At 38.4% G+C, this 22,944-nt stretch carries 25 protein-coding genes; 1 reads left to right on the plus strand and 24 read right to left on the minus strand.

Annotated elements, in window-relative coordinates:
- Positions 1–253 precede the first annotated feature (253 nt).
- The 24 genes from AB3H93_RS12765 to AB3H93_RS12880 all read right to left on the minus strand — a co-directional run bounded on the left by AB3H93_RS12765 (position 254) and on the right by AB3H93_RS12880 (position 21,726).
- Positions 254–994 (minus strand): class I SAM-dependent methyltransferase, encoded by a 741-nt coding sequence (locus AB3H93_RS12765; RefSeq protein WP_368020658.1) that lies wholly within the window; start codon positions 992–994, stop codon positions 254–256.
- A 1-nt stretch (position 995) separates the two neighbouring features.
- A complete protein-coding gene (gene rsfS, locus AB3H93_RS12770; protein ID WP_010719657.1) occupies positions 996–1,319 on the minus strand; it encodes a ribosome silencing factor in 324 nt (107 codons plus the stop codon).
- 56 nt (positions 1,320–1,375) lie between these two features.
- Positions 1,376–1,963: a bis(5'-nucleosyl)-tetraphosphatase (symmetrical) YqeK gene (gene yqeK, locus AB3H93_RS12775; RefSeq protein ID WP_096709466.1), complete on the minus strand. Its 588-nt coding sequence runs from the start codon at positions 1,961–1,963 to the stop codon at positions 1,376–1,378.
- Positions 1,953–2,600: a nicotinate-nucleotide adenylyltransferase gene (locus AB3H93_RS12780; RefSeq protein WP_053765624.1), complete on the minus strand. Its 648-nt coding sequence runs from the start codon at positions 2,598–2,600 to the stop codon at positions 1,953–1,955. Before AB3H93_RS12780 ends, yqeK begins: the two co-directional genes overlap by 11 nt.
- A gap of 12 nt (positions 2,601–2,612) precedes the next feature.
- The gene (gene yhbY / locus AB3H93_RS12785; RefSeq protein ID WP_010719660.1) at positions 2,613–2,924 is read right to left on the minus strand and encodes a ribosome assembly RNA-binding protein YhbY; all 312 of its coding nucleotides are present in this window, start codon (positions 2,922–2,924) and stop codon (positions 2,613–2,615) included.
- A 15-nt stretch (positions 2,925–2,939) separates the two neighbouring features.
- A complete protein-coding gene (gene yqeH, locus AB3H93_RS12790) occupies positions 2,940–4,049 on the minus strand; it encodes a ribosome biogenesis GTPase YqeH (protein WP_010738128.1) in 1,110 nt (369 codons plus the stop codon).
- A complete protein-coding gene (locus AB3H93_RS12795; protein ID WP_010719662.1) occupies positions 4,046–4,573 on the minus strand; it encodes a YqeG family HAD IIIA-type phosphatase in 528 nt (175 codons plus the stop codon). Before AB3H93_RS12795 ends, yqeH begins: the two co-directional genes overlap by 4 nt.
- A gap of 276 nt (positions 4,574–4,849) precedes the next feature.
- On the minus strand, positions 4,850–5,584 hold the full coding sequence (locus AB3H93_RS12800) for an amino acid ABC transporter ATP-binding protein (protein WP_368020659.1): 735 nt from the start codon (positions 5,582–5,584) through the stop codon (positions 4,850–4,852).
- A gap of 13 nt (positions 5,585–5,597) precedes the next feature.
- Positions 5,598–6,287, minus strand: a complete 690-nt coding sequence (locus AB3H93_RS12805; protein ID WP_094940885.1) for an amino acid ABC transporter permease — start codon at positions 6,285–6,287, stop codon at positions 5,598–5,600.
- Positions 6,288–6,299: 12 nt separating this feature from the next.
- Positions 6,300–7,127 carry a transporter substrate-binding domain-containing protein gene (locus tag AB3H93_RS12810; RefSeq protein ID WP_368020660.1) on the minus strand — a complete coding sequence of 276 codons (828 nt, stop codon included), beginning with the start codon at positions 7,125–7,127 and terminating at the stop codon, positions 6,300–6,302.
- Positions 7,128–8,107: 980 nt separating this feature from the next.
- The gene (locus AB3H93_RS12815; protein ID WP_368020661.1) at positions 8,108–10,993 is read right to left on the minus strand and encodes an immunoglobulin-like domain-containing protein; all 2,886 of its coding nucleotides are present in this window, start codon (positions 10,991–10,993) and stop codon (positions 8,108–8,110) included.
- A 40-nt stretch (positions 10,994–11,033) separates the two neighbouring features.
- Positions 11,034–12,008, minus strand: a complete 975-nt coding sequence (locus tag AB3H93_RS12820) for a BspA family leucine-rich repeat surface protein (RefSeq protein WP_368020662.1) — start codon at positions 12,006–12,008, stop codon at positions 11,034–11,036.
- Positions 12,009–12,090: 82 nt separating this feature from the next.
- Positions 12,091–12,288 (minus strand): hypothetical protein, encoded by a 198-nt coding sequence (locus AB3H93_RS12825; RefSeq protein WP_014834757.1) that lies wholly within the window; start codon positions 12,286–12,288, stop codon positions 12,091–12,093.
- A gap of 752 nt (positions 12,289–13,040) precedes the next feature.
- Positions 13,041–13,826, minus strand: a complete 786-nt coding sequence (locus AB3H93_RS12830; protein ID WP_010738133.1) for an acetyl-CoA carboxylase carboxyl transferase subunit alpha — start codon at positions 13,824–13,826, stop codon at positions 13,041–13,043.
- Positions 13,819–14,688 (minus strand): acetyl-CoA carboxylase, carboxyltransferase subunit beta, encoded by an 870-nt coding sequence (gene accD / locus AB3H93_RS12835; protein ID WP_368020663.1) that lies wholly within the window; start codon positions 14,686–14,688, stop codon positions 13,819–13,821. Before accD ends, AB3H93_RS12830 begins: the two co-directional genes overlap by 8 nt.
- Positions 14,689–16,068, minus strand: a complete 1,380-nt coding sequence (locus AB3H93_RS12840; protein WP_010738135.1) for an acetyl-CoA carboxylase biotin carboxylase subunit — start codon at positions 16,066–16,068, stop codon at positions 14,689–14,691. It lies immediately after the preceding gene.
- A gap of 7 nt (positions 16,069–16,075) precedes the next feature.
- Positions 16,076–16,495, minus strand: coding sequence for a 3-hydroxyacyl-ACP dehydratase FabZ (gene fabZ, locus AB3H93_RS12845; protein ID WP_010719672.1), 420 nt, complete (start codon positions 16,493–16,495; stop codon positions 16,076–16,078).
- Between the two features lie 23 nt (positions 16,496–16,518).
- Positions 16,519–17,013, minus strand: a complete 495-nt coding sequence (accB, locus tag AB3H93_RS12850) for an acetyl-CoA carboxylase biotin carboxyl carrier protein (protein WP_010738136.1) — start codon at positions 17,011–17,013, stop codon at positions 16,519–16,521.
- A gap of 2 nt (positions 17,014–17,015) precedes the next feature.
- Positions 17,016–18,251 carry a beta-ketoacyl-ACP synthase II gene (gene fabF, locus AB3H93_RS12855; protein ID WP_010719674.1) on the minus strand — a complete coding sequence of 412 codons (1,236 nt, stop codon included), beginning with the start codon at positions 18,249–18,251 and terminating at the stop codon, positions 17,016–17,018.
- A 17-nt stretch (positions 18,252–18,268) separates the two neighbouring features.
- Positions 18,269–19,006 carry a 3-oxoacyl-[acyl-carrier-protein] reductase gene (gene fabG, locus AB3H93_RS12860; RefSeq protein ID WP_368020664.1) on the minus strand — a complete coding sequence of 246 codons (738 nt, stop codon included), beginning with the start codon at positions 19,004–19,006 and terminating at the stop codon, positions 18,269–18,271.
- Entirely contained in the window at positions 18,997–19,932 is a 936-nt protein-coding gene (gene fabD / locus AB3H93_RS12865) for an ACP S-malonyltransferase (RefSeq protein WP_368020665.1), read from the minus strand. The genes fabG and fabD overlap by 10 nt, the downstream gene beginning before the upstream one ends.
- Before the next feature lie 110 nt (positions 19,933–20,042).
- On the minus strand, positions 20,043–20,267 hold the full coding sequence (locus AB3H93_RS12870; RefSeq protein WP_005876288.1) for an acyl carrier protein: 225 nt from the start codon (positions 20,265–20,267) through the stop codon (positions 20,043–20,045).
- Positions 20,268–20,313: 46 nt separating this feature from the next.
- The gene (locus AB3H93_RS12875; protein WP_010738138.1) at positions 20,314–21,276 is read right to left on the minus strand and encodes a beta-ketoacyl-ACP synthase III; all 963 of its coding nucleotides are present in this window, start codon (positions 21,274–21,276) and stop codon (positions 20,314–20,316) included.
- Between the two features lie 9 nt (positions 21,277–21,285).
- The gene (locus AB3H93_RS12880) at positions 21,286–21,726 is read right to left on the minus strand and encodes a MarR family winged helix-turn-helix transcriptional regulator (protein ID WP_010719678.1); all 441 of its coding nucleotides are present in this window, start codon (positions 21,724–21,726) and stop codon (positions 21,286–21,288) included.
- 345 nt (positions 21,727–22,071) lie between these two features.
- Between AB3H93_RS12880 and AB3H93_RS12885 the strand changes: the two genes are divergently transcribed.
- Positions 22,072–22,944: a GIY-YIG nuclease family protein gene (locus AB3H93_RS12885; RefSeq protein WP_088766128.1), complete on the plus strand. Its 873-nt coding sequence runs from the start codon at positions 22,072–22,074 to the stop codon at positions 22,942–22,944.

A 22,944-nucleotide genomic window follows, 5' to 3' on the forward strand; every position in this document is an offset into this window, starting at 1 on the left:
CTCCTGCTTTTCAAATGACGCTTCAGCTTATTTTTAATCAAGATATTTCTAAAGTGTTTTTTTTCGTTTTTTAGCAGAAAAACGTCACTATTTGGCGCAGACTTTGTTGATGATTTACTCGTCTTGGCCATTATTCGTTACTTTTATACTATTATAATACTATCTGAAACAACGCGATTCACGGCAGTTTTTTTGCGATTACACCTTGCGATAAGGTAATATTTCGTATTCAACAAAAGACTTTTTTCGTGTCCTATTCCTTATATGCCACAAAAAAGAGACGTTTTGTATCTTCTTTTGGTTGTTCATCGGTGAAATCACCAAACGCTTCTACCTTAGAAAAACCACTGTTTTCTAACATTCTTAAATAATTATCCAAAGAATAAGTTTGTTCTTGATGCAGTTCGTCTTCTCGAATAAACTTACCTGCTTCTTCGGGATCTTCCACAAAGAAAGTCAAGAAATGTTCAATACTGTGCTTTTCCTTACCTGGGTAGCTATCCCATAAAAAGGCAAACTGATCATTTTGATAATGGTAACTGTATTCAGGAAACACCGTGTCGATTTGATAGATAGAATGAACATCGAATATAAAACGTCCATTTTCTTCCAACGCTTGATACACTTCGTCAAATACTTGCTGCACTTCTTGCTCATTCTTCATATAGCACAAAGAATCTGAGAAACAAGTGATTGCTTGGTATTGACCAATTTCTGACAGATCAAGCATGTTTCCTTCAACAAATTGGATCGGTGTTTCCTCTTCAAACGCACGTTGGCTAGCAATCATCAACATCTCTTCTGAAAGATCTAACCCTGTAACATGGTACCCAGCTTTAGCAAAGGCAACAGCTAGAGCACCTGTTCCGCAAGCTAATTCTAAAATATTACATGTTTCACTTGGTAAGTGTCGTTTTGAGAAATCTAACCATTCTTGATATAAGGTTTCATCCATTACCTCATCATAAACGAAAGCAAATGTTTCGTAAGCCATATTAATCGATCCATTCATTTAGGTCAACAAGTGGTGCATCTGACCATAATTTTTCTAAATTATAGAAACTTCTTTCTGGCGCATGGAAAACATGGATGATCAGATCTCCTAAGTCGATCAGGATCCATTTTCCGCCTTCTTTTCCTTCGATACGTTTTACTTCGTAATTGTTTTCTTCTTCTTTTTCAATGATTTCTTCTGTAATTGCATTTAGTTGTCGTTCACTGTTTGCCGAACAAATCATGAAGTAATCTGCTAGTAAAGATACTTCTCTCACATCTAAAGCAACGATATCTTCTGCACGTTTTGAATCGGCAGCTTGCACTGCAATTTGTAGTTGTTCTTTGCTATTTATAGTAATTTCCTCCTAATGGGTAGAGATTATTTTTTAGCTACCCAATGATTATATGTTTCAATTGTTTTTGGATAAATCTGTTGTTCTTGTTCAATCAAGTGAGCTAATGTGTGCTTTGTCTCAAAAGCTACCGCTTCGTCTAAATCGATCAACGCTATTTCACGCGCATCTTGGACTCCAGGAAACGAGCGACCAGGTTCAATATAATCTGCTACATAGATGATTTTATCTAATAAAGACATTTCAGCCGCACCAGTGGTATGAACTCGAATGGCATGAAGGATCTCTTCATCTGTGATACCAAGCTCTCTTTCAACAAAAGAGGCGCCAACTAAACCATGCCAAATCGCATTTCCATAATGAAGAAGCGCTGGGTCATAGCCATCTCGCTTGATAACTAAAATAAATTCATCATCAGGCCGTTCTTTCGCATAATCATGTGTCAAAGCAGCAATACTAGCTTTTTCTAATGAACAGCCGTATTTGCCGGCAAGGGCAATCGCCGTCTCTTCCACCCCAAGAACATGCTTGAAACGTCGTTCACTCATTCGCATTTGGACTTTTTGCATCAACTCTTCTCTTGAGTAAGTTGTGTATTTATTACTATAGTCCATCTTGATATAGCCCTTCTTTCTCGATATACTCAATGACCTTATCAGGTACTAGATAACGAACGGAACAGCCTTGCTGGATCTTCTGCCGTATTTTAGTTGAGCTGATATCAATGGTTGGCACATCGACCCAAATCACTGGGTAAGGCGTTTCAGTTGAGTAACCTGCTCGACGAATACCAACAAAATTGACCATTGTCATTAGTTCATCGATTTTATACCATTTTGGTAGATATTCTACCATGTCGCCACCGATAATAAAATAGTAATCGGTATTAGGGTTGTTTTGTGTCAGAGCTTTCATCGTATCATAAGTATAGCTTTTGCCTTTTCGAGATAACTCGATCGGTTCAATAGCTAAAAAAGGATTATCTGCTATCGCAAGTTCAAGCATGTTTAAGCGATGTTTGGCAGCGATTGTCGTTTTTTCATCCACATGTGGTGGTTGATAAGAGGGCATTAGATAGACCTCATCCAACCCTAAATTTTTCCCTGCCTGTTCTGCCATAACTAAGTGTGCCAGGTGAACTGGATTAAAAGTACCACCTAAAATCCCCACCTGTTTGCGTTTTTCAAAAATTTGAGGCATCTCTTGAGGAAATACTTGAGATTCGACAAAAGCTTCCGCTTGCGATTTCATATTAACCACTCCTTAAATTGCGTTTACTTCTTTAGAGATACGTTGATATTTTTCCTTTGAAGAGGGTTTATATAATACAAGAACTCGTCCAATGATTTGAACAACTTGACATCTGACTGTTTCTTCTAAAATACCAGCTACCTCTTCAGGAATCTCATCGGTATTTTGTAATAACGTTACTTTGATTAACTCACGTTTTTCCAGCGCTTCTTCAATCTGAACCATCATGGCAGAATTGATTCCACCTTTACCAATTTGAAAAATCGGTTGTAAGTGGTGTGCCTGGCTTCGTAAAAATCTTTTTTGTTTTCCTCTTAAAGTCATATTCTTCCTTCTTCCTTAAATCAAGGCCTTTCGTTTCATCACATTCACACCTTTTGGCGCCCAACCTGCTACGACTGCCGGTTGTGTCACTGTGATCCATCCTAAGCCAGCAAATACGATATCTGTTTTTTCTTTTACCGAAAATTCAAAACGAACCAATTCGGGAAATTCATTTACTTCATCGGGACGAGGTGGTTGTAATAATCCACCGACGTGTTTCACATAAAATTCATCGGCTTTTGCTAATTTCGTTCGATGAATAGTGACATCATTTGAAACATAAGCAATAAATGAACCGCGTTGCCCACTGATAAAATCAAACCTTGCTAAACCACCGAGAAAGAGTGTCTGTCCTTCATTCAATTGGTATCCTTTAGGCTTGATTTCTTTCGTTGGTGCAATGATCCTTAAATCTTTTTTTCCAAGATAATGCGCCATTTGATGTCGATGGATAATCCCAGGAGTATCAATCAAGAAGTGACCATCATCTAAAGGAATCTCGATCTTATCTAAAGTTGTCCCTGGAAATTGAGAAGTCGTAATAACATCTTTGACACCTGCTGTGTTCTTGATGATTTGATTGATCAATGTCGATTTACCAACATTTGTCACACCAACGATATAGACGTCACGACCTTCACGATACTCTTCGATTTTTTTGAGTAGATTTTCCATTTCATTCGCTTTTTTTGCGCTTGTCAATAATACTTCAACCGGACGCAATCCAGCTTCATGTGCACGCTCTTTCATCCATTGGATCATTTTTGGTTTCTTCAGTGATTTAGGTAAAATATCCACTTTGTTTCCGACCAAGAGCACCGGGTTATTACCTACAAAGCGATGTAGTCCAGGGATCAAAGAACCATTAAAATCAAAGATATCGACAACATTGACGATCAAGGCATCTTCTTGTCCTAGTTCATTCAGCAGGCGCAAAAAATCATCATCTGTCAGTGAAACATCTTGGATCTCATTATAATGTCTTAACCGGAAACAACGTTGGCAATAGACCTCACCTGATTCTAGTCCTTTTTCTAATGCTGCTTTTGGTGTATACCCTAATTCATTAGGATGGTCGGTTTGGATCGTTGCTCCACACCCAATACACTGTAGTTCTTCGTTCATTCAATTCCACCTCGCCAGCCCATATCAGGATTGTGTGCTAATAAATAGGCCATGATTTTGCGTTCCCAAAAACGATTGAATCGTGTTTTCCAACTATCCGTTTCAATAATTGGTTTAACCAAGATACTTCTGATACCCGAACGATTAGCTGCTCGGATATCTGTCATGATTTGGTCACCGATCATCACAATTTCATCATCTGAAAGATTCAACATTTTTTTTGCTCGATTCATTCCTACGGCTAAAGGTTTTAATGCCCGAGCAACATACGTCAATTCAAATTTATCGATCGCTCGTGCTACTCGTTCAGAGCTATTGTTTGAAACAACCACTACTGGAATACCAGCATTTCTCATTTCTAAGATCCAGTCGAGTAATTCCTCTGTCCCATCAGGATTGTTCCAAGCGATCAACGTATTGTCCAAGTCAGTCAAAACTGCTTTAATCCCTAAGTTTTTTAATTGTGCAGGGGTTATCTTGTAGATGGCATCGACCATCCATGTTGGTTTATATTTTGAAAACATTTTGTCTCCTCATCTGCAAAAAATGAAGGAGCACGAAATGTACTCCTCAGCCCTATATTATACTTCATTCTTTCCAAAAAAACTACCTCTACACCTGAATCCTTCTGAATAAACAACTATTAACCTGAAATGATGAACAGACCGAAGTCACCAAACACTTTTAAAAGAGAAGAAATCATCCGTCTGACTACACTGATAAAATAAAAACTCTCCAAACACGAGAAACTGTTTCGAGAGTTTTCATTCGATTTTTTATTCTTTGGATGTTACTGACTTTTATAATATTTTGGATAAAAATGCGACTGTTCGTGGATGACTGGTTTGTTCAAAAATAGCCGTCGGTGTACCTTCTTCAAGAATGGTTCCTCCATCCATAAATAGAACTCGATCACTGACTTCTTTTGCAAAGCCTATTTCGTGAGTCACAATGATCATAGTCATCCCTTCACGAGCTAATTGCAACATGATTTCTAACACTTCTCCGACCATTTCCGGATCAAGAGCTGAAGTCGGCTCATCAAATAGCATGACGTCGGGTTGCATGGCTAAAGCTCTCGCAATGGCGACCCGTTGTTGTTGTCCCCCAGATAAAGACTGAGGATAAGTATCGGCTTTTTCTAGCAGACCTACTTTCTTTAGCAGATCTCTAGCAATCTTTGTTTCTTCTTCTTTTGATTGCTTTTTGACTTTGATTGGTGACAAAGTGATGTTTTCTAAAACCGTCATATTAGGGAATAGATTAAACTGTTGGAAAACCATTCCCATTTTTTCTCTTGTTTTAAAAATATCATTTTGCTTGTCGGTAATTGTCATTCCTTCAAACTTGATTTCACCAGAAGTTGGTATCTCTAATAAGTTGATGCATCTTAGTAAAGTGCTTTTTCCCGAGCCTGATGGTCCTAAAAGTACCACGACTTCTCCTGGATAAATTTCAGCGGAAACGTCTTTCAGTACTTCCTGTTCACCGAATTTTTTATTTAAATGTGTAATTTTGATCAATGATTTGGCCATTTATTTTCACCCTTCATCCTTGGTATCCTTTACCTAATCTTTTCTCCCAGCGATTTAGTAACCGAGAAGTAGCAAACGTCATGATGAAATAAACGGCTGCTGCTATAAAATAAGGCTCTAATGGAACATACGAATTGGATATGACGATTTGCGCCGCTCCCATCAGTTCATTGATTCCGATCGCAGTCAACAGGGAAGAATCTTTGATCAACGTAATAAATTCATTGCCTAAAGGAGGCAAAATATTTCTTAATGCTTGTGGTAAAATCACGTAACGCATCGTTTGAGCTGGACGCAACCCTAATGAATAGGAGGCTTCTGTTTGACCGTTGTTCACTGCCAGGATCCCCCCACGGATGATCTCTGCCACATAGGCACCGGAATTTAATGATAACACGATCATTCCTGGAAGCAGGCGGCCAAGATCAACAGTTAAAACACCTACTTCTAGATCTTTTGAAGGAAAAAATCCTTGAAGCAATAAAAAGCCGATCATGATTTGTAGAAGCATCGGTGTTCCTCGTAACACTTCGATATAGACATTAGCTAAAACATTCAACGGTTTCTTTTTGGACAATTTTAGTAACGCCATAAGTAAACCGATACCCGTTCCCAAGATCACTGTGACGATCGAAATCATGATTGTTATTCCTGTACCTGATAAAAAATAAGGGAAATATTTATCTAAAAAAGAAAAATCCACTCTGCCTGACCTCTATTCTGCCGCTGTTTTTTCAGCTAATTCGTTATTTTGTTGAATAAATTCTTCAATTTTCCCTTCATCATTCAACTTTTTGATAATTTGGTTTAATTCTTTTTGTAGTTGACTGCTTTCTTTAGGTAACGCAATAGCAAAGGCTTCATCAGGAGCTGGCTCAAGTGAAATATCAGCGATCATCAGATCAGGATTTTGGGCGATATATGATTCGGCGATCGTTTTTTCAACGACTGTCGCAGCTAATGAGCCTTGGTTAACTTCAACGATCATGTTGGGAACTTTGTCGATTGTCACAAGCTTCGCACCTTTCAGTTGCGTCTTGACTAATTCCTCTTGAATTGATCCCTTTTGAGCACCCACATTTTTATCTTTTAGGTCATTCGCATTGCGATAGATTTCTTTATTTTTTTTGTTGATGATCACAACTTGTGGTGGGTTGTAATAATTGTCTGTGAAGTCAAATTGTTGTTTTCTTTCATCTGTGGCAGAAATCGCAGAAATAGCGAGATCTGCTTTCCCTTCTTTTAAGGAAGCTAAAACGGTATTGAAATTCATATCTGATACTTCAGCTTTTACTCCTATTTCTTTCGCGATTGCTTTAGCTAAGTCAATATCAGATCCTACGATTTTATCTTTCCCGTCAACCATCGTATGAAACTCAAACGGCGCGTAATCAGCCGACGTAGCTACTTTTAGTACCCCGCTTTTTTTAATCGCTGCTAACTGATCCTTTTCCTGACCTTGAGCAGTCGTATTGCTGCTGCCACATGCACCTAAAGTCGCTAGTGCAAACAGTACCGTTAACATCCCAAAGAATTTTTTCATGTCATTTTCCTCCTACGATAAAACTTTTGTATTAAGTGAAGTAATTATAGCATGAAACTTTCAAAAAAAAAGCATTTTTTGTATATTTATTTAAAAAAATGTATTTTAAGGCGAATATACTGTATATAAAACAAATAAAAGAATAATTATTTTAGAATGGTTTTCAATAAAATGAAAAAGAGCTAAGAACGAAAAAGTCATCTTAGCTCTTTTACAGGTGTAACCACAGATAAGGTTAGTTAATCTCCCGCAAGAAGATAAAAGTCATCAAACATTCAAGAAGGAAATTTTGGAAATTCTACTTCTTGATGCGAAACACTCTTTATGTGCAAATAATATTTATCAGAGTTCAATTAGATCTGGGAATCAAATTCCATGTCTGATTACTAGTATTTTTCATTGTTCTACTGATAATAGGATTAAAATCAGTTAGATTATTGTCTTCTAGATCCTATCTACACTCACATTAGAATCCTTATTTTGATAACAAAAACAGCGGGAATCTAGTCCATTTTAACCGCCGTTCACTCTGAGTGTATTCTAGTCTGCAGTTGGATTGTTTGCGCAAAATTCATTCACACTATAGGAATGCTAGTAGAACCTTGCACTTATCCAAAGAAAAGAAACGGAGACAAAAGCAGCATCTTCGGAAAATTAGTCGGAATTACTTGATACTAAACATGTTTGTTTCAACCCCTTCTGTGCTCAACTAAGTTTCCTATTCTAAGTAATTCTCAATCAGCTTGTTTGACCAACTAATTATGCAACTGATTAATTCTAAATAATCTTAGAATCATCGTATGGTCTCTAAACAGATCTTATTTTACTAAATATAAACCTCTGTACACATTCCGGTATTCATCATTTAGCTCAACCTGTTTGAATTTTGAGCGTATCTTAAATCAAGAAAACTGAGACATTGATCAGATTTTTTCTAATCAATGCCCCAGTTTTTAGACTTACATTAATTTGTTTTTTCCTTAATTAACAGAAACTGTTTGGTTTTCAGCCAATAAGTTGCCACTTCCATCATAGAAATTCATTGTCACTTGATCATCAGCTTTGATTAGATCTGGCTTCACATAATAACTGATTGCCCCATCCTTAAAGCTCCCACCTTTACTGATCAGTTTACCATTGACAAACAAGTGTCCTTGGTGGACTTGGGTATCAGAACCATAGGCTCCTTTGATCGTTTGTGTGCCGATTTTATAAGTCAATTCGTTGATTTCAGCTGTTGGTGTTTGAATAGTGACCCCAATCTCTGATCCTGGAATTTGTTGTCCTCGATTGTTGGCACCCATCAAGACTACCTGATCGTCTTCTGATACTTTAAGGTTTCCTACATAATAACTGAACTTGCCATCTTTGAAGCTACCGCCTTGACTAACTTTTTCGCCATTGACCAATAAGATTCCTTGGTAAACATCGCCGGTGTAGCTTCCTTCGATCACTGTACTGATTCCCACACGATGGGCTTCTGTTAATTGACCCAGTTGTTCTCCTATAGTTACCGGTTGTGGATCACCTAGTGGTGTATCGAATTTATCATAGCCTTGAATCGTTGCTTGATCCCCTGCTTTGATGATTTGAGAGTTCACATAATAGCTAAACTTGCCATCTTTATAGGTTCCGCCCCAACTAACGACTTCTCCATTCACTACTAGTTTTCCTTTATGGATATCCCCCGTGTAAGTTCCAGTAATGGTTGAATCACCTAGCTTATAAATGTCCACCTGATCAATTGATCCTGAAGATTCGGAAATCACTTCAATCTCTTTGGAATCTATCAGTTCCTTCTCTTTGTTGTAGCCATCTAATACGACTTTGTCGCCGACTTTTAATTTTCCAACACCGACATAATAACTGAATTGACCATCTTTGAAGCTACCGCCCCAGCTGACAACTTTGCCATTAACGGTTAATCGTCCGAGAGACATATCCCCTGTGTAGGTTCCAGTAATATTGACATCTCCTACATGATATTCTTGTGGTTTCAACTCACTTTTCACTAGTTCTGCCACATAAGTTCCTGCCGTTAAATCACCAGTGCCGTAATTTGCCATAAAGTCAGCAGGTGAATAGCCTTTGGACTGACCATCTTCACGAATCCAATTTCCTGTCAGCTGATCTCCATCGTTCAGTGCTTTCGGTGCTGATAAACCAGTGTCTCCAACCGCCTTAAAGTGATCGCCTAGTGTTAATTTAGCAAGAGGTGTATTCTTAAACATACTTCCCATCGTTGTTACTTTGCTAGTGTCAAAGCTACTTACATCTAGACTTGTTAAGTTATCCATATCGTAAAACATTGTACTCATATCTGTTACATTACTAGTATCAAAGCCACTTAGATCTAGGCTTGTTAAGTTCCCCATCTCTCTAAACATCTCGCGCATAGTTGTTACGTTACAAGTATCAAAACCACTTAAATCTAGACTTGTTACGCTACTCATACCGGAAAACATACCATGCATACTTGTCACGTTACTAGTATTCCAACCATTTACATCCAAATTTGTTATGTTTTTCATACCCAGAAACATATAACTCATAACTGTGACTTTACTGGTATCAAAGCCACTTACATCTAAACTTGTTACGCCGTTCCTATAAAACATATAAGACATATCTGTTACTTTGCTGGTGTCAAAGCTACTTACATCTAAACTTGTTAAGTTACTCATCTCTTTAAACATATAGCTCATGTTTGTTACGTTACTAGTATCCAGTTGATTTAACCCTTCAATTTCAGTTAAATTATTAAGATACTTGGATCCGGTAAGATCACTACTAAATAAGTAGGCAGAATCTTCCGGAGCAACTACTTTTCCAGCCAAGACAATTTTCTTGATGGCTTCACTATCTACTTTGTCGCTGTTCCAAGGTGATTCTGCAGAGCTACTTAATTCACCTGCTTCGATCGTCAATACCCCTGTATTTTCATCAAACATATACGGACTAGTGCCCCACGTGCCTGTTTCAACGGAAACATACGTGCCAGCAGTCAGATCACCGGTGCCATAGTTTTTCATGAAATCTTCTGCTGTATAAACCTTCCCTGTGCCATCTTCTCGCTTCCAGGCAGAAGTAAGTTTTGCATTTTCGGAGCCTGATTCTACAAATTTAAAGGTATCTCCTAGAATTAATTTCTTAAGTGGAGTATCAACAAACATATCACGCATATCTGTCACTTTGTGGGTGTCAAAGTTGCTTAAATCTAGACTTGTTACGCGACTTAAACCTTGAAACATCGTATACATACCTGTTACATTACTGGTATCAAACCCACTTACATCTAGATTTATTACGCTACGCATATCGGAAAACATACAACGCATATCTGTTACGTTACTGGTATCTAGTTGACTCAACCCTTCGATTTCAGTTACATTCTTAAGTTGCTTACCAGTGTAAGTTGAACTAAACAAATAGCCAGAATATTTTGGAGCCACTACTTTCCCAGACAAGACAATTTTTTTGATTGCTTCATAATCCACTGTTCCGCTGTTCCATGGTGATTTTTCATAGCCACTTAACTCACCTGCTTCGATCGTCAATGTCCCTGTGTTTTCATCAAAATTATACGGACTGGTACCCCACCAACCTGTAGCAGAAACGTACGTGCCAGCAGTCAAGTCACCGGTGCCATAGTTATTCATGAAATCTGCTGCTGTATAAACCTTCCCTTTACCATCTGCTCGCTTCCAGGCAGAAGTAAGTTTTGCATTTTCGGAGTCTGATTCTACAAATTTAAAGGTATCTCCTAGAATTAATTTCTTAAGTGGAGTATCAGCAAACATACCACCCATATCTGTCACTTTGCTAGTGTCAAAGTTGCTTAAATCTAGACTTGTTAAACTGCTCATACGGCGAAACATATCACCCATATATGCTACGTTACTGGTATCAAAGCCACTTTATATCTAGACTGGTTAAACTTTGCATACCGAAAAACATAGAATCCATAACTGTTACTTTACTGGTATCAAAGCTATTTAAATCTAGACTTGTTAATCTACTCATACTGTCAAACATAAACGCCATTTCTGTTACTTTACTGGTATCGAAGCCACTTACATCTAGACTTGTTACGTTGCTCATACTGTAAAACATAGCATCCATATTTGTTACGTTACTGGTATCAAAACCACTTACATCTAGACTTGTTACGCTGCGCATACCGTGAAACATATACTCCATATTTGTTACGTTACTGGTATCCAGTTGACTCAATCCTTCGATTTCAGTTACATTTATAAGGTACGAATAAGAAAATAGGCGTCTAGAATCTTCCGGAGCAACTACTTTTCCAGACAAGACAATTTTCTTGATTGCTTTAGCATCTACTTTTTTACTGTTCCATGGTGATTCTTTATAGCCACTTAACTCACCTGCTCCGATCGTCAATACCCCTGTATTTTCATCAAAAGTATACGGACTGGTACCCCACGTGCCTGTTATCTTAGAAGCTGCTGCCACGTTCGCTTTTTGCGCTACTTTTGGCGCTTCAGCTGTTGGATTAGTTGCATCCCCTTCACTTTCGGCAGTCGCTGCTGTTGCTTGTTCTTGTTCTGTTGCTTGGTCTTGGATGTCATCCGTTGTTTCATCCGTTGCTTCATCAGTTGTTGCTAATGAATCACTAGTTGTAGTGGTTGAATCCGTTGGGTTTACTAACGGCTCTGTGACGTTTTGTATCGTTTGATCGATGACTTCTTTTGCTTCATTCGCCTGTGTTTGTTCAGTAGCAGTTTCAGCTGTTGGTGACAAAGTATCCGCTAATGCCATCGTTGGTGCGATCCCAGCATTTCCCATCACACCAGCCACCGCAAACATCGTTAATAGCTGTTTTTTACGTTTTGCTGTTAATTTTTTCTTACTCATATTTACTCCTTTTTTTCTCTTATTTTTGATCATTACTTTCTCGTCAATACCACTTCATCAGCTTTAGGTGTTTTCTCTGTTTTCAATTGATATCTCTTTCCAATGTCCATTTTGTTACCGAAGCTGACAAAATCGTATGGATCATCTCCCCTGTAGCTTTTATTTTACTTGTTCTAATCAAGAGTAAACGCTCAATATAACTAATTAATATTCTTGAATCTTGATCGTTTACCATAACTGTTTTGTTGTATGTATTTTTTTCATTGATTGAGGAAATCAATCAAGCTTTCTCTACTACTTATCATCTGAAAAAATTTTTCATCTACATGTTACGATTTATGTAAAGGTTCATACGTGGCAGAATAACCTGCAACCTTTTAGACAGGAGAAAGATTTAAATATATCAAAAAAGGAAGTGGAGACAAAAGTAGTTAGCATCAAGAAATAAGAAGAGATTCCCAAAAATGGACAAGAAACACAAAAACTAGTTTTTTGCTGTTGATTGTTACCTACTTGGTGCTTCTCAAATTTTTGGTAAATTTCAGCAGATTTTCCGAAGACGCTGCTTTTGTCTCATGTTTATTTGTTTTTTAGAGATACTAGATGAGACTGAGACAAGTTCTGTCCCAGTCTCCTTGAAAAATTATAGAGCCCATATTCATGCCAACCAAATGGTAGACACATGATTATATTCAACAGAGCGATTATCGCATTCCCATTTATAAAATCTCTGATGAATGATAGAGGATAATCTCCAATCCTTGTATTCCAATGTTTTTTAAAAAAGCAGACAGGTTAATAAAAAAACTATCAACGTGAACTAACAAAAAAATCTGAGACAGAATGAGATTCATTCTGACCCAGATTTGATTTCACACCATTCATCAGTCCTTAATGACAAAGAGTCGAAAAACTCAAAAAGCAATCGACCTCCAAAGCTACTCCTGTCATCTAACAGGAAACGGTGGGTAGGTCGATTGCTTTATTCATTCAATTTGGTGCATAACTGTTTGTTTTATTCTTTATAACTGTTTAAAATTTACGGAATCTTTGATAACGTCGTTCAAGCAACTCTTCAGTGGAAGTTTGACATAGTTCGGTCAATTTTTCAATCAATGATTTTTGTAACATTCGACTGACTTTTTCTTTACTTAAAGCTTGCCCATTTACTGTTTCCGGTATCACACGATCGATGACATCTAATTCTAATAATTCAGCTGCCGCAACTTTCATTAATTCAGCCGCTTCAGCTGCTCGACTACCATCTTTCCACAAAATCGATGCAAAACCTTCAGGAGATAAGACAGCATAAATCGTCTGTTCAAGCATCCAAACTTCATCAGCTAAGCCAAGAGCCAATGCTCCTCCGCTTCCACCTTCACCGATGATGATTGCAATGATCGGTACTTTTAGATCAGACATCTCTAATAGGTTTCTGGCAATCGCTTCTCCTTCACCACGTTCTTCTGCACCGACACCACAATAGGCACCAGCAGTATTAATCAGTGTGATAATAGGACGATGGAATTTTTCTGCCTGTTTCATCAGACGAAGTGCTTTACGATAGCCTTCTGGATGAGGCGAACCAAAATTTCTGCGAATATTTTCTTGAAGGTCTCGTCCTTTTTGGATCCCAATAACTGTGACAGGTTTTCCATCTAATTTGGCAACCCCACCAACGACTGCTTCGTCGTCTCCAAATAAACGATCGCCATGAAATTCTTGAAACCCCTCAAAGATATCTTCAAAAAAATCAAGACTCGTCCAACGATCCTTTTCACGCGCCAGTTGAACGATCTCATGTGCTGTTTTATCCATGATTTATCCAACCTTTCTGCGTATGCATTTCCAACAAATGATGGATCGTTTCTTTTAGTTCTTTTCTAGGAACGATTTGATCAACAAATCCATGGGTAAGTAGAAATTCTGCTTTTTGGAAATCTTCCGGTAATTCTTGTTTGATCGTTTGTTCGATCACTCGTCTACCGGCAAAACCAATCAAGCTTTGGGGTTCAGCCAGGATCACGTCGCCTTCCATTGCAAAACTCGCTGTTACGCCGCCTGTAGTTGGATCGGTCAATACTGTTAGATAAAACAAACCGGCATTGCTATGACGTTTGACAGCTGCTGAGATTTTTGCCATCTGCATCAAAGAAAAAATACCTTCTTGCATTCTGGCTCCTCCAGAAGCAGTGAACAAGACAACGGGTAAGCCAGTTTTTTCAGCCCGTTCAAACAAACAGGTGATTTTCTCACCTACAACGGTTCCCATACTGCCCATGATGAAATTAGAATCCATGACACCAATCGCAAATGGCAGACCGTGAATCGCTGCTTTTCCTGTCAATACCGCTTCATGCAATCCTGTTTTTTCTTGCATAGTTTGGATCTTTTCTTGATAATCAGGGAAGTTCAAGGGATCTTTTGTTACTAAATCCGTGTCCCATTCTTCTAAACTTTTTTCATCGATGATCAATGCTAATCGTTGCCAAGCACCAATACGAAAGTTATAACTACAATGAGGGCAAACCTTCTCATCACCAATATCTTTTGTATAAATGATGTGTTTACAATTAGGGCATTTAGCCCACATATTATCTGGAATAGACGGCGCATTCGTTGGTTGTTCTGCTCGATTAGGATTAATTCGAATGTATTTTTTCTTTTTGAATAAAGCCATCTACTCTTCTCCTATCTCTGTTTCAGGTGTCCAGTTCGGTAAAAAATCTTCTTGTAAAAAGGCGGTACTATAGTCCCCTGCGATGACTGCTGGATGACTGATTAAATCCATTTGGAACTCCGCGTTCGTGATCACTCCATCGGTAACCACTTCGCTTAACGCTCGTTGCATTTTCATCAATGCCTCAAAGCGAGTGTCTGCATGAACGATCACCTTAGCGATCATTGAATCATAATAAGGTGGAATCGTATAGCCGGAATAAACGGCACTATCAACTCGAACACCCATGCCTCCTGCTGGCAACAAAAGGTTTTTGATTGTTCCAGGTGATGGTGCAAAATGAAAAGCTGGATTTTCTGCATTGATCCGACACTCAATGGCGTGACCAGAGAATCGCACATCTTCTTGTTTGATTTCCAACGGTTGCCCCGCAGCAATTTCAATTTGTTTTTTTACCAAGTCAATGTTTGTAACCATCTCAGTTACCGGATGTTCGACTTGGATCCGCGTATTCATTTCCATGAAATAAAATTCTCCCGCTTCATCCATTAAAAATTCAATCGTTCCAGCATTTTCATAATTAACCGCTTTGGCTGCACGAACTGCCGCAGCTCCTAATTCTTCTCTTTTATTCTGAGAGATGACCACTGAAGGGGATTCTTCTAATACTTTTTGATTATTTCGTTGAAGAGAACAATCTCGTTCGCCTAAATGAAGGACATGCCCATAATGATCACCAAGGATCTGTACTTCAATATGTCTTGCTGGATAAATGATTTTTTCTAAATACATTTCATCATTTCCAAAAGCCGCTGCTGCTTCTTGCTGCGCAGAAGAAAAATGTTGCGGTAATTCTTCTTTTGATAAAACTTTACGAATCCCTTTTCCGCCACCGCCAGCGGCAGCTTTAAGCATGACCGGATAACCAATCTTATCCGCTACTGTTAGTGCTTCTTCAACTGTTGATAATACGCCATCACTTCCTGGAATAACAGGTACATTGGCTTCTTGCATCAAGCGACGTGCATTGATTTTATTCCCCATCGCATCGATCGTTCGACTCTTTGGACCAATAAAAGCAATATTACATTCTTCACACATAGAAGCAAAACGGCTATTTTCAGATAAGAACCCAAAACCTGGGTGAATCGCTTCTGCTTTGGTCACGATGGCTGCACTCAAAACTGCTTGGACATTCAAATAGGAGTCCGTCGCTTTTGCAGGACCAATACAAATTGCTTCATCTGCCAATTGAGTATGCAATGCGTCAGCATCTGCTTGTGAGTAAACAGCAACAGTCTGAATACCAAGCTCACGACAAGCGCGAATAATTCGTACGGCGATTTCGCCACGATTAGCTATCAAAACTTTTGAAAACATAACTCACCTATCCAATCATAAAAGTTAATTCAGCTTCAGCAACTTTTTTGCCATCCACTTTTGCAATTCCTTTACCAATACCAGCAGAAGATTTGATTTTCGTAATTTCTACTTCAAGATACAGTGTATCCCCTGGAGTGACTTTTCGACGGAATTTTGCTTTGTCTAAACCACCAAAATAAGCAGTCTTTCCTTTAAATTGTTCCAAGGATAATAACGCAACTGCTCCTGCTTGTGCCATCGCTTCAACGATCAAGACACCTGGCATCACAGGTTCTTCTGGAAAGTGACCTTGGAAAAATGGTTCGTTGATCGTCACATTTTTCTTTGCAATGATTCGTTCGCCTTCCACCATTTCTTCGACACGATCAATCAGCAATAGCGGATAACGATGTGGTATGATTTCTTTAATTTCTTGAATGTTCATATTGCTCCTCTTTCCTCTTTTGCTTAATTTGGTTGAATTCTAAATAGTGGTTGATCGTATTCAACAACCGCTTCATTTTCAACAAGAATCTCAACGATTTTCCCATCGACTTCGCTTGTGATTTCATTCATCAATTTCATTGCTTCAATGATACAAATCACTTCACCTTTTTTGACACTATCTCCCACTGACTTAAATTGTGGTTTATCAGGGGCAGGTTGTAAGTAGACGATTCCAACAATCGGTGATTTTACCTCGACACCTTCGAAACTTTCTTGTGATGCTTCGACAGATGCTTGAGGTGCTTCACTAACTGGCGTTTGTTGGATTGGTGTTTGAGGTACTACCGTATCTCTAGGCGCTTCTGTAGCTACTGGCATTGGAGCCATTGTTCCCATTCCACGACTAGATTCATTTTTATTCATATATAATTCAAATTGACCTTCTCTTAAATCAAATTCAGTTAAAGTAGATTGATCGAATTGACTGACTAATTCCTTGATCTCATTGATATTCAAGATTATTCCTCCCAGCGTTTCATACACAAGACCGCATTGTGACCACCAAAGCCTAACGAATTGCTCATTGCATAAGTCAATTGCGCTGGTTTGCTTTCATTGATGACAACATTCAAGTCAATTTCCGGATCTTGTTTTTGGACATTGATGTTTGGTGGAATAAATTGATGTTCCAGCGCCATTAAAGTAGCTAACGCTTCAATCCCTCCAGCTGCACCTAATAAGTGTCCAGTCATGGATTTCGTACTGCTGACATATGTTTCTTTGAATGAATCACCTAATGCCAGTTGGATCGCTTTTGCTTCTGCTTGATCATTAGCGGGTGTACTTGTCCCATGGGCATTGATATAGCCAACATCTTCTGGCTTAATACCCGCTTCATCCATGGCTAATTTCATTGCTTTGGCAGCGCCTGAACCATCTGGTGTAGGAGCAGTCATATGGAACGCATCACAGTTAGCGCCGTAACCAACGATTTCTCCATAGATTTTTGCACCACGAGCTTGAGCATGTTCTAAAGATTCGATCACTAAGATACCCGCTCCTTCGCCCATCACAAAACCGTTACGTTCTTCATCAAAAGGAATCGAACCACGAGTAGGGTCTTCAGCATTCGATAGAGCTGTTAGTGCAGCAAAGCCGGCAATTCCCATTTCACAAATTGTTGCTTCTGCCCCACCAGCTAGAATGACATCTGAATAACCATGTTTGATATTGCGGTAAGCTTCACCAATAGCATTCGTTCCACTCGCACAAGCAGTAACGATTGCTGTACAAATCCCTTTAGCACCTACACGTAGTGCAATGTTGCCGGCAGCCATATTTGCAATAGCCATTGGAACAAACATTGGTGAGACACGTTGCGCGCCTTTTTCGTGTAATCGGATCACTTGGTTTTCGATCGTTGGCAGTCCGCCGATACCGGAACCAACAATGACACCAAAACGATCTTGATCGATTTTCTCTTTATCTAGACCGCTCATCCCTAATGCTTCTAGTGCTGCATAGATCCCATAAATCGAGAACATGTCCATCCGTTTGCTGTCTTTTTTCACAAAATATTTATCGTATGGAAAATCCTTGACTTCACCTGCTAGTGTAATCCCAGTTTCCGTGGCATCAAATTTAGTAATAGGGGCAATCCCATTCGTTCCTTTTTGCAAACTATCTAAAAAGCTTTCAGCATCATTACCGATTGGTGAAGTGACACCATAGCCTGTAATTACTACTCGATTCATTATTGTTTTCCTCCTTTTTATCCGTGCATCACGAGACCGCCATCAACATTGATGACCTGTCCTGTGATATAAGGACTCTCTGCTAAGAAAATCGCAGCATTCGCAACATCTTCCACGCTGCCAAAACGTTGCATTGGAATTTGTTTTACTACTTGCTCTTTGACTTTATCAGATAACACTTCGGTCATATCCGTAGCGATAAAACCAGGAGCAATGGCATTACATGTAACACCGCGTGCAGCTGCCTCACGAGCAACAGATTTTGTAAAACCAACGACACCAGCTTTGCTTGCTGCGTAATTTGCTTGTCCGACGTTACCAATCAAGCCTGAAACACTTGACAAGTTGATAATTGCACCTTCACGTTTTTTCATCATTTTCTTTAAAACGTGTTGTGTCATATTGAATGTTCCTGTTAGGTTGATATCTAAACAAGCTTTAAAATCTTCTGCTGACATGCGCATCAATAATTTATCGTTCGTAATCCCTGCATTATTGATTAGAATATCGATTGATCCTAATTGTTTTTCTGCTTCTTCTACCATCAAACCAGCTTTTTCATAATCTGAGATATCGCCAGAAACACCGATGCAGTTCACACCTTGATCTTTGATCTCATTGATTTTTTCTTCTGGAATTGCTTTTCGTCCATTTAAAACGATGTTTGCGCCTGCTTTTGCAAAAGCTAGCGCCACAGCGGCACCAATTCCTCTTGTGCTACCTGTAATAAATACGTTTTTTCCTGTTAGCTCCATAACATGCCTCCGATACTTGTCATTGTTTCTTCTAAAGTTTGTTGATTTTCTACTCTTAAAACCGGAATCGTTTTATCGATTTTCTTCATAAAGCCACTTAATACTTTACCTGGACCAACTTCGATCACACGTTCCACACCAAGTTCTTTTAATTGATGGATGCTTTCATAAAAATGTACCGGCTTCATCACTTGTTGTTCAAGCAGAGTCGGTATCCGATCTTTGTTCATGATTTCAGTTGTCGTATTACTGATGACAGGGATTGCTGGCTCATTAAAAGTGATCGTTTTTAGCTCAACGGCTAATTTTTTTGCTGCTGGCGCTAAGATTGCTGTATGAAACGGACCACTCACATTAAGTGGAATCATTCGTTTGATGCCTTTTTCTTGCATAATTCTTACTGCTTCATCCACTGCTTGTTCTTCACCGCCAATTACGATTTGTTGGGGTGTATTATAATTTGCAGGAGAAACAATTCCTAATCGTTGAGCTTCCAAACAGCTTTCTTCAATCACTTCTACAGGTGCATTCATAACAGCTACCATTTTCCCACTACCAAGTGGTGCAGCCTCAGTCATAAAAGCCCCTCGTTTTGCCACTAAAGCGACTGCTTCACTAAATGACAAAGCTCCACTAGCTACTAAAGCGGAATATTCGCCTAAACTTAATCCTAGAGCAGCTTGAGGTGTAATCCCTCTTTCTTTCAACAAACGATAAAAAGCAATGCTGACCGTTAAGATTGCTGGTTGCGTATAAGCGGTTTGATTGAGTCGTTCATTTTCTGAAAAACACAATTCCGCCATATCATAGCCTAGAATATCACTTGCTTCATTAAACGTTTCTTTGACGATAGTTTCTTGATAGAGATCTTGTCCCATGCCTGGATACTGAGCGCCTTGTCCGCTAAATATAAATGCTGTCTTCATGTATTTTCTCCAATATTTTTAGGATATATGCTCATGTCTTGATTTATTAAAAAGGACCAAGACACTCCTATTTAAGGAAAATGTCCCAGCCCCCAACCTAATCTTAATGATTATGCAGTTTGTTTTTCAACATAAGTTACTAAATCTTGAACTGTTTTGATGCCGTCTTCTGTTTCGATTTTCACGTCAAATTCGTCTTCGATTTCATTAATGATTTGGAATAAATCCAAGCTATCAGCTTCTAAGTCTTCTTGGATGTTTGTTGTTAATTTGATTTCTTCTGTTTCTTTTCCTAACTCTTCTGCAATAATTTCTTGAATTTTTTCGAATACCATACTATATATTCCTCCGATATTGTTTACAATTTTATGTTTTATCAGCTTACAGTTCCATGAGGATACTTCCCCATGTTAAACCTCCACCGTAACCTGTAAATACTACTTTTTGTTTTTTTCCTAAAGTGATTTGCCCACTAGCTACCGCTTCATCTAATAGGATTGGAATACTTGCAGCAGAGGTATTTCCGTATTTATCCATATTGGTTAAGAATTTTTCTTGCGGTATTTTTACCTTGCGTGCAATTTTCTCAATGATTCTAAGATTTGCTTGATGTAAAAGCAGATAATCAACTGACACATTTTGAGTGATGTCTTTAATGTTTTTTGCAACGTCTCTTACAGCAAAATCAAAGATATCTCTTCCTATCATTGATAAATAAAAAGAGCCTTTTGCATCCTTTACATACACCGGTGATCCGTTCGAATGATAGCCAGCTGTGAGTGACGATCCTCGAGTGCCATCTGCTTCCAGATGTTCTGCAATTATTTTCTGCTCAGTACCAGCTTCAAGTAACACACCACCAGCACCATCACCAAACAGGACAGCCGTTGAACGATCAGACCAATCGATTAATTTGGATAATGTCTCGCCACCAATCACTAATCCTTTATTTGAACCGCACCGAATCATTTTCTCTGCCATGCTTAAAGCATAAACAAAGCCTGAACATGCTGCACTAAGATCAAATGCAATTGCATTTGTTGCACCAAGTTTACCTTGAACCTGGACAGCCACAGAGGGTGTCGTAAAATCAGGAGACATGGTTGCTACAAGAATGAAGTCAAGTTCTGTCGGATCGATGTTCTTTTTTTTGATGAGCTTTTCTGCTACTAAATAGCAAAGATCAGAAGTTTCTTGATCTGTGACGCAACGCCTTTGTTTGATACCTGTTCGCGATGAAATCCATTCATCTGAAGTGTCCATCATTTTGGAAAGATCATCATTGGTAATGATTTTTTCGGGAAGGACACTAGCTGTTGCTGTGATCGTTCCAAATTGTTCCATTAAAAATCCTCACTTGTAATCTCGCAAAAAATCATGCAAGTTTTTCAATGCAGCCAGTAAAGCTTGCTGTTCGTCGGTAGCCATGCCATCCAAGATATTTTTGACCATTTCACGATGAAAGTGCTGATGGACACGATATAAAAGTTTGCCTTTTTTTGTCAGTCCTAATTTCACCACTCGTCGATCATCTTCACTTCGAATGCGTTCAACATAGTCTTTCTTTACTAACTTATTGATAGCAGTGGTCAAGGTCCCAACAGTAATCGACAGTTCTTTGGCTACTTCTGAAGTCGTTTTTTTCTTGTACATACCGATTGCCTCGATCGTATGCATCTCTGTAATTGACAAATCTTTGAACTGAGATTTTTTTAATTCAGATTCTTCGATTGTCAAAATATCATTGAAGACACTAACAAGATAATCATTTACTGTTTTCAAATCTGGTTCCATGTTCCACCATCCACTAATTAGTTTGATTATCAAATCATTTGATGTTCAAACTATATCTTAACTTTTTTCAAAATGCAACCTAAAAAGCTCATTTTTTTCGATTATGAACTTTTTCTAAGAAAAAATTCATTTTAAAATCCTATTAAATCAGCAATCACCCATTTAAACATTAAAAATATTTCTCAAATAAATATTTTGATTATCAAACTATTTTTACTTAAGACTCAGCAAACGAAAAGGTTGTTCCTTTGCCGTAAATTTGATATAGTATTTTTTGATAAAAAAGGAGAAAGAACGTTGAAAGAAAAAGTAAAAAAACTCCCCTTGCTTCCTGGGGTATACTTGATGAAAGATCATACCGGAACTGTGATTTACGTTGGAAAAGCGAAACAATTAAAAAATCGTGTAAGTAGTTATTTTCGTCATAGTAAACAACATTCAAAAAAAGTTCGCCGATTGATTCATCATATCGCTGACTTTGATTTTGTCGTCGTGGATACTGAATTAGATGCACTATTGTTAGAATGTCAATTAATCCAGTACTACCGCCCTTTTTACAACCGTCAAATGAACTATTTTAGTAACTATAATTATTTACATATTACAAATAATGGTTTTTCCCTTTCGGATATGCCACTTGCCCGTACTTACGGTCCCTTTCGACTTTACAAAAAAATGCCGGCTATTTTACGCATCATTGAAGAAACCTATCAGATGCCGTGGCTATCTGAAATCAGCCTTTTAGCTTTAAATACACAATTACCGGAAATGAATCAGTTGTCATTTGAACAAAAGAAAAAAGAGATTCAAAATCTGTTGCAAGGGCGCAATAAAAAACTAATCACTTACTTGAAGAAAAGGCAAAATCATTTTATCGAACAATTGAATTTTGAAAAAGCTGCCCAAATTCAACAAGATATTGAGTTATCCACAGCTTTCATTAAAAGAATACAGGCGCAGAAACTATTTCTAAGGACGCCTAAAATCACTTTCCATTTACCTCTGGCAGCGGACGAAACGAAACAAAAACATTATTTGATTTGTTACGGTCAACTGGCTGAAACGGCCATTACGTCTAATGATGAATCTCCTTATTTTTATTATGAAAATGCAAAAGCTGGTTTGTCCTTGAAGCGACAGTTGCAAAAAGAAGAAATTGACCCCGTCCTTATACTAATGAGTTACCATAAAAAAATTCTCGCCCAAAATGAATTGTAA

It is taken from the genome of Enterococcus sp. C74, assembly GCF_040887125.1.
Classification (GTDB): domain Bacteria; phylum Bacillota; class Bacilli; order Lactobacillales; family Enterococcaceae; genus Enterococcus_B; species Enterococcus_B hirae.

Bases quoted from the DNA above. Each gene is read 5' to 3' on its own strand.
- AB3H93_RS12765 (WP_368020658.1), bottom strand. From the start codon at position 994: ATGGCTTACGAAACATTTGCTTTCGTTTATGATGAGGTAATGGATGAA.
- yqeK (WP_096709466.1), bottom strand. From the start codon at position 1,963: ATGGACTATAGTAATAAATACACAACTTACTCAAGAGAAGAGTTGATG.
- AB3H93_RS12780 (WP_053765624.1), bottom strand. From the start codon at position 2,600: ATGAAATCGCAAGCGGAAGCTTTTGTCGAATCTCAAGTATTTCCTCAA.
- yhbY (WP_010719660.1), bottom strand. From the start codon at position 2,924: ATGACTTTAAGAGGAAAACAAAAAAGATTTTTACGAAGCCAGGCACAC.
- yqeH (WP_010738128.1), bottom strand. From the start codon at position 4,049: ATGAACGAAGAACTACAGTGTATTGGGTGTGGAGCAACGATCCAAACC.
- AB3H93_RS12795 (WP_010719662.1), bottom strand. From the start codon at position 4,573: ATGTTTTCAAAATATAAACCAACATGGATGGTCGATGCCATCTACAAG.
- AB3H93_RS12800 (WP_368020659.1), bottom strand. From the start codon at position 5,584: ATGGCCAAATCATTGATCAAAATTACACATTTAAATAAAAAATTCGGT.
- AB3H93_RS12810 (WP_368020660.1), bottom strand. From the start codon at position 7,127: ATGAAAAAATTCTTTGGGATGTTAACGGTACTGTTTGCACTAGCGACT.
- AB3H93_RS12815 (WP_368020661.1), bottom strand. From the start codon at position 10,993: ATGAGCAGTTTAACAAGTCTAGATTTAAGCAACTTTGACACTAGCAAA.
- AB3H93_RS12820 (WP_368020662.1), bottom strand. From the start codon at position 12,008: ATGAGTAAGAAAAAATTAACAGCAAAACGTAAAAAACAGCTATTAACG.
- AB3H93_RS12830 (WP_010738133.1), bottom strand. From the start codon at position 13,826: ATGGATAAAACAGCACATGAGATCGTTCAACTGGCGCGTGAAAAGGAT.
- accD (WP_368020663.1), bottom strand. From the start codon at position 14,688: ATGGCTTTATTCAAAAAGAAAAAATACATTCGAATTAATCCTAATCGA.
- AB3H93_RS12840 (WP_010738135.1), bottom strand. From the start codon at position 16,068: ATGTTTTCAAAAGTTTTGATAGCTAATCGTGGCGAAATCGCCGTACGA.
- fabZ (WP_010719672.1), bottom strand. From the start codon at position 16,495: ATGAACATTCAAGAAATTAAAGAAATCATACCACATCGTTATCCGCTA.
- fabF (WP_010719674.1), bottom strand. From the start codon at position 18,251: ATGAATCGAGTAGTAATTACAGGCTATGGTGTCACTTCACCAATCGGT.
- fabG (WP_368020664.1), bottom strand. From the start codon at position 19,006: ATGGAGCTAACAGGAAAAAACGTATTTATTACAGGTAGCACAAGAGGA.
- fabD (WP_368020665.1), bottom strand. From the start codon at position 19,932: ATGAAGACAGCATTTATATTTAGCGGACAAGGCGCTCAGTATCCAGGC.
- AB3H93_RS12870 (WP_005876288.1), bottom strand. From the start codon at position 20,267: ATGGTATTCGAAAAAATTCAAGAAATTATTGCAGAAGAGTTAGGAAAA.
- AB3H93_RS12875 (WP_010738138.1), bottom strand. From the start codon at position 21,276: ATGGAACAATTTGGAACGATCACAGCAACAGCTAGTGTCCTTCCCGAA.
- AB3H93_RS12880 (WP_010719678.1), bottom strand. From the start codon at position 21,726: ATGGAACCAGATTTGAAAACAGTAAATGATTATCTTGTTAGTGTCTTC.
- AB3H93_RS12885 (WP_088766128.1), top strand. From the start codon at position 22,072: ATGAAAGATCATACCGGAACTGTGATTTACGTTGGAAAAGCGAAACAA.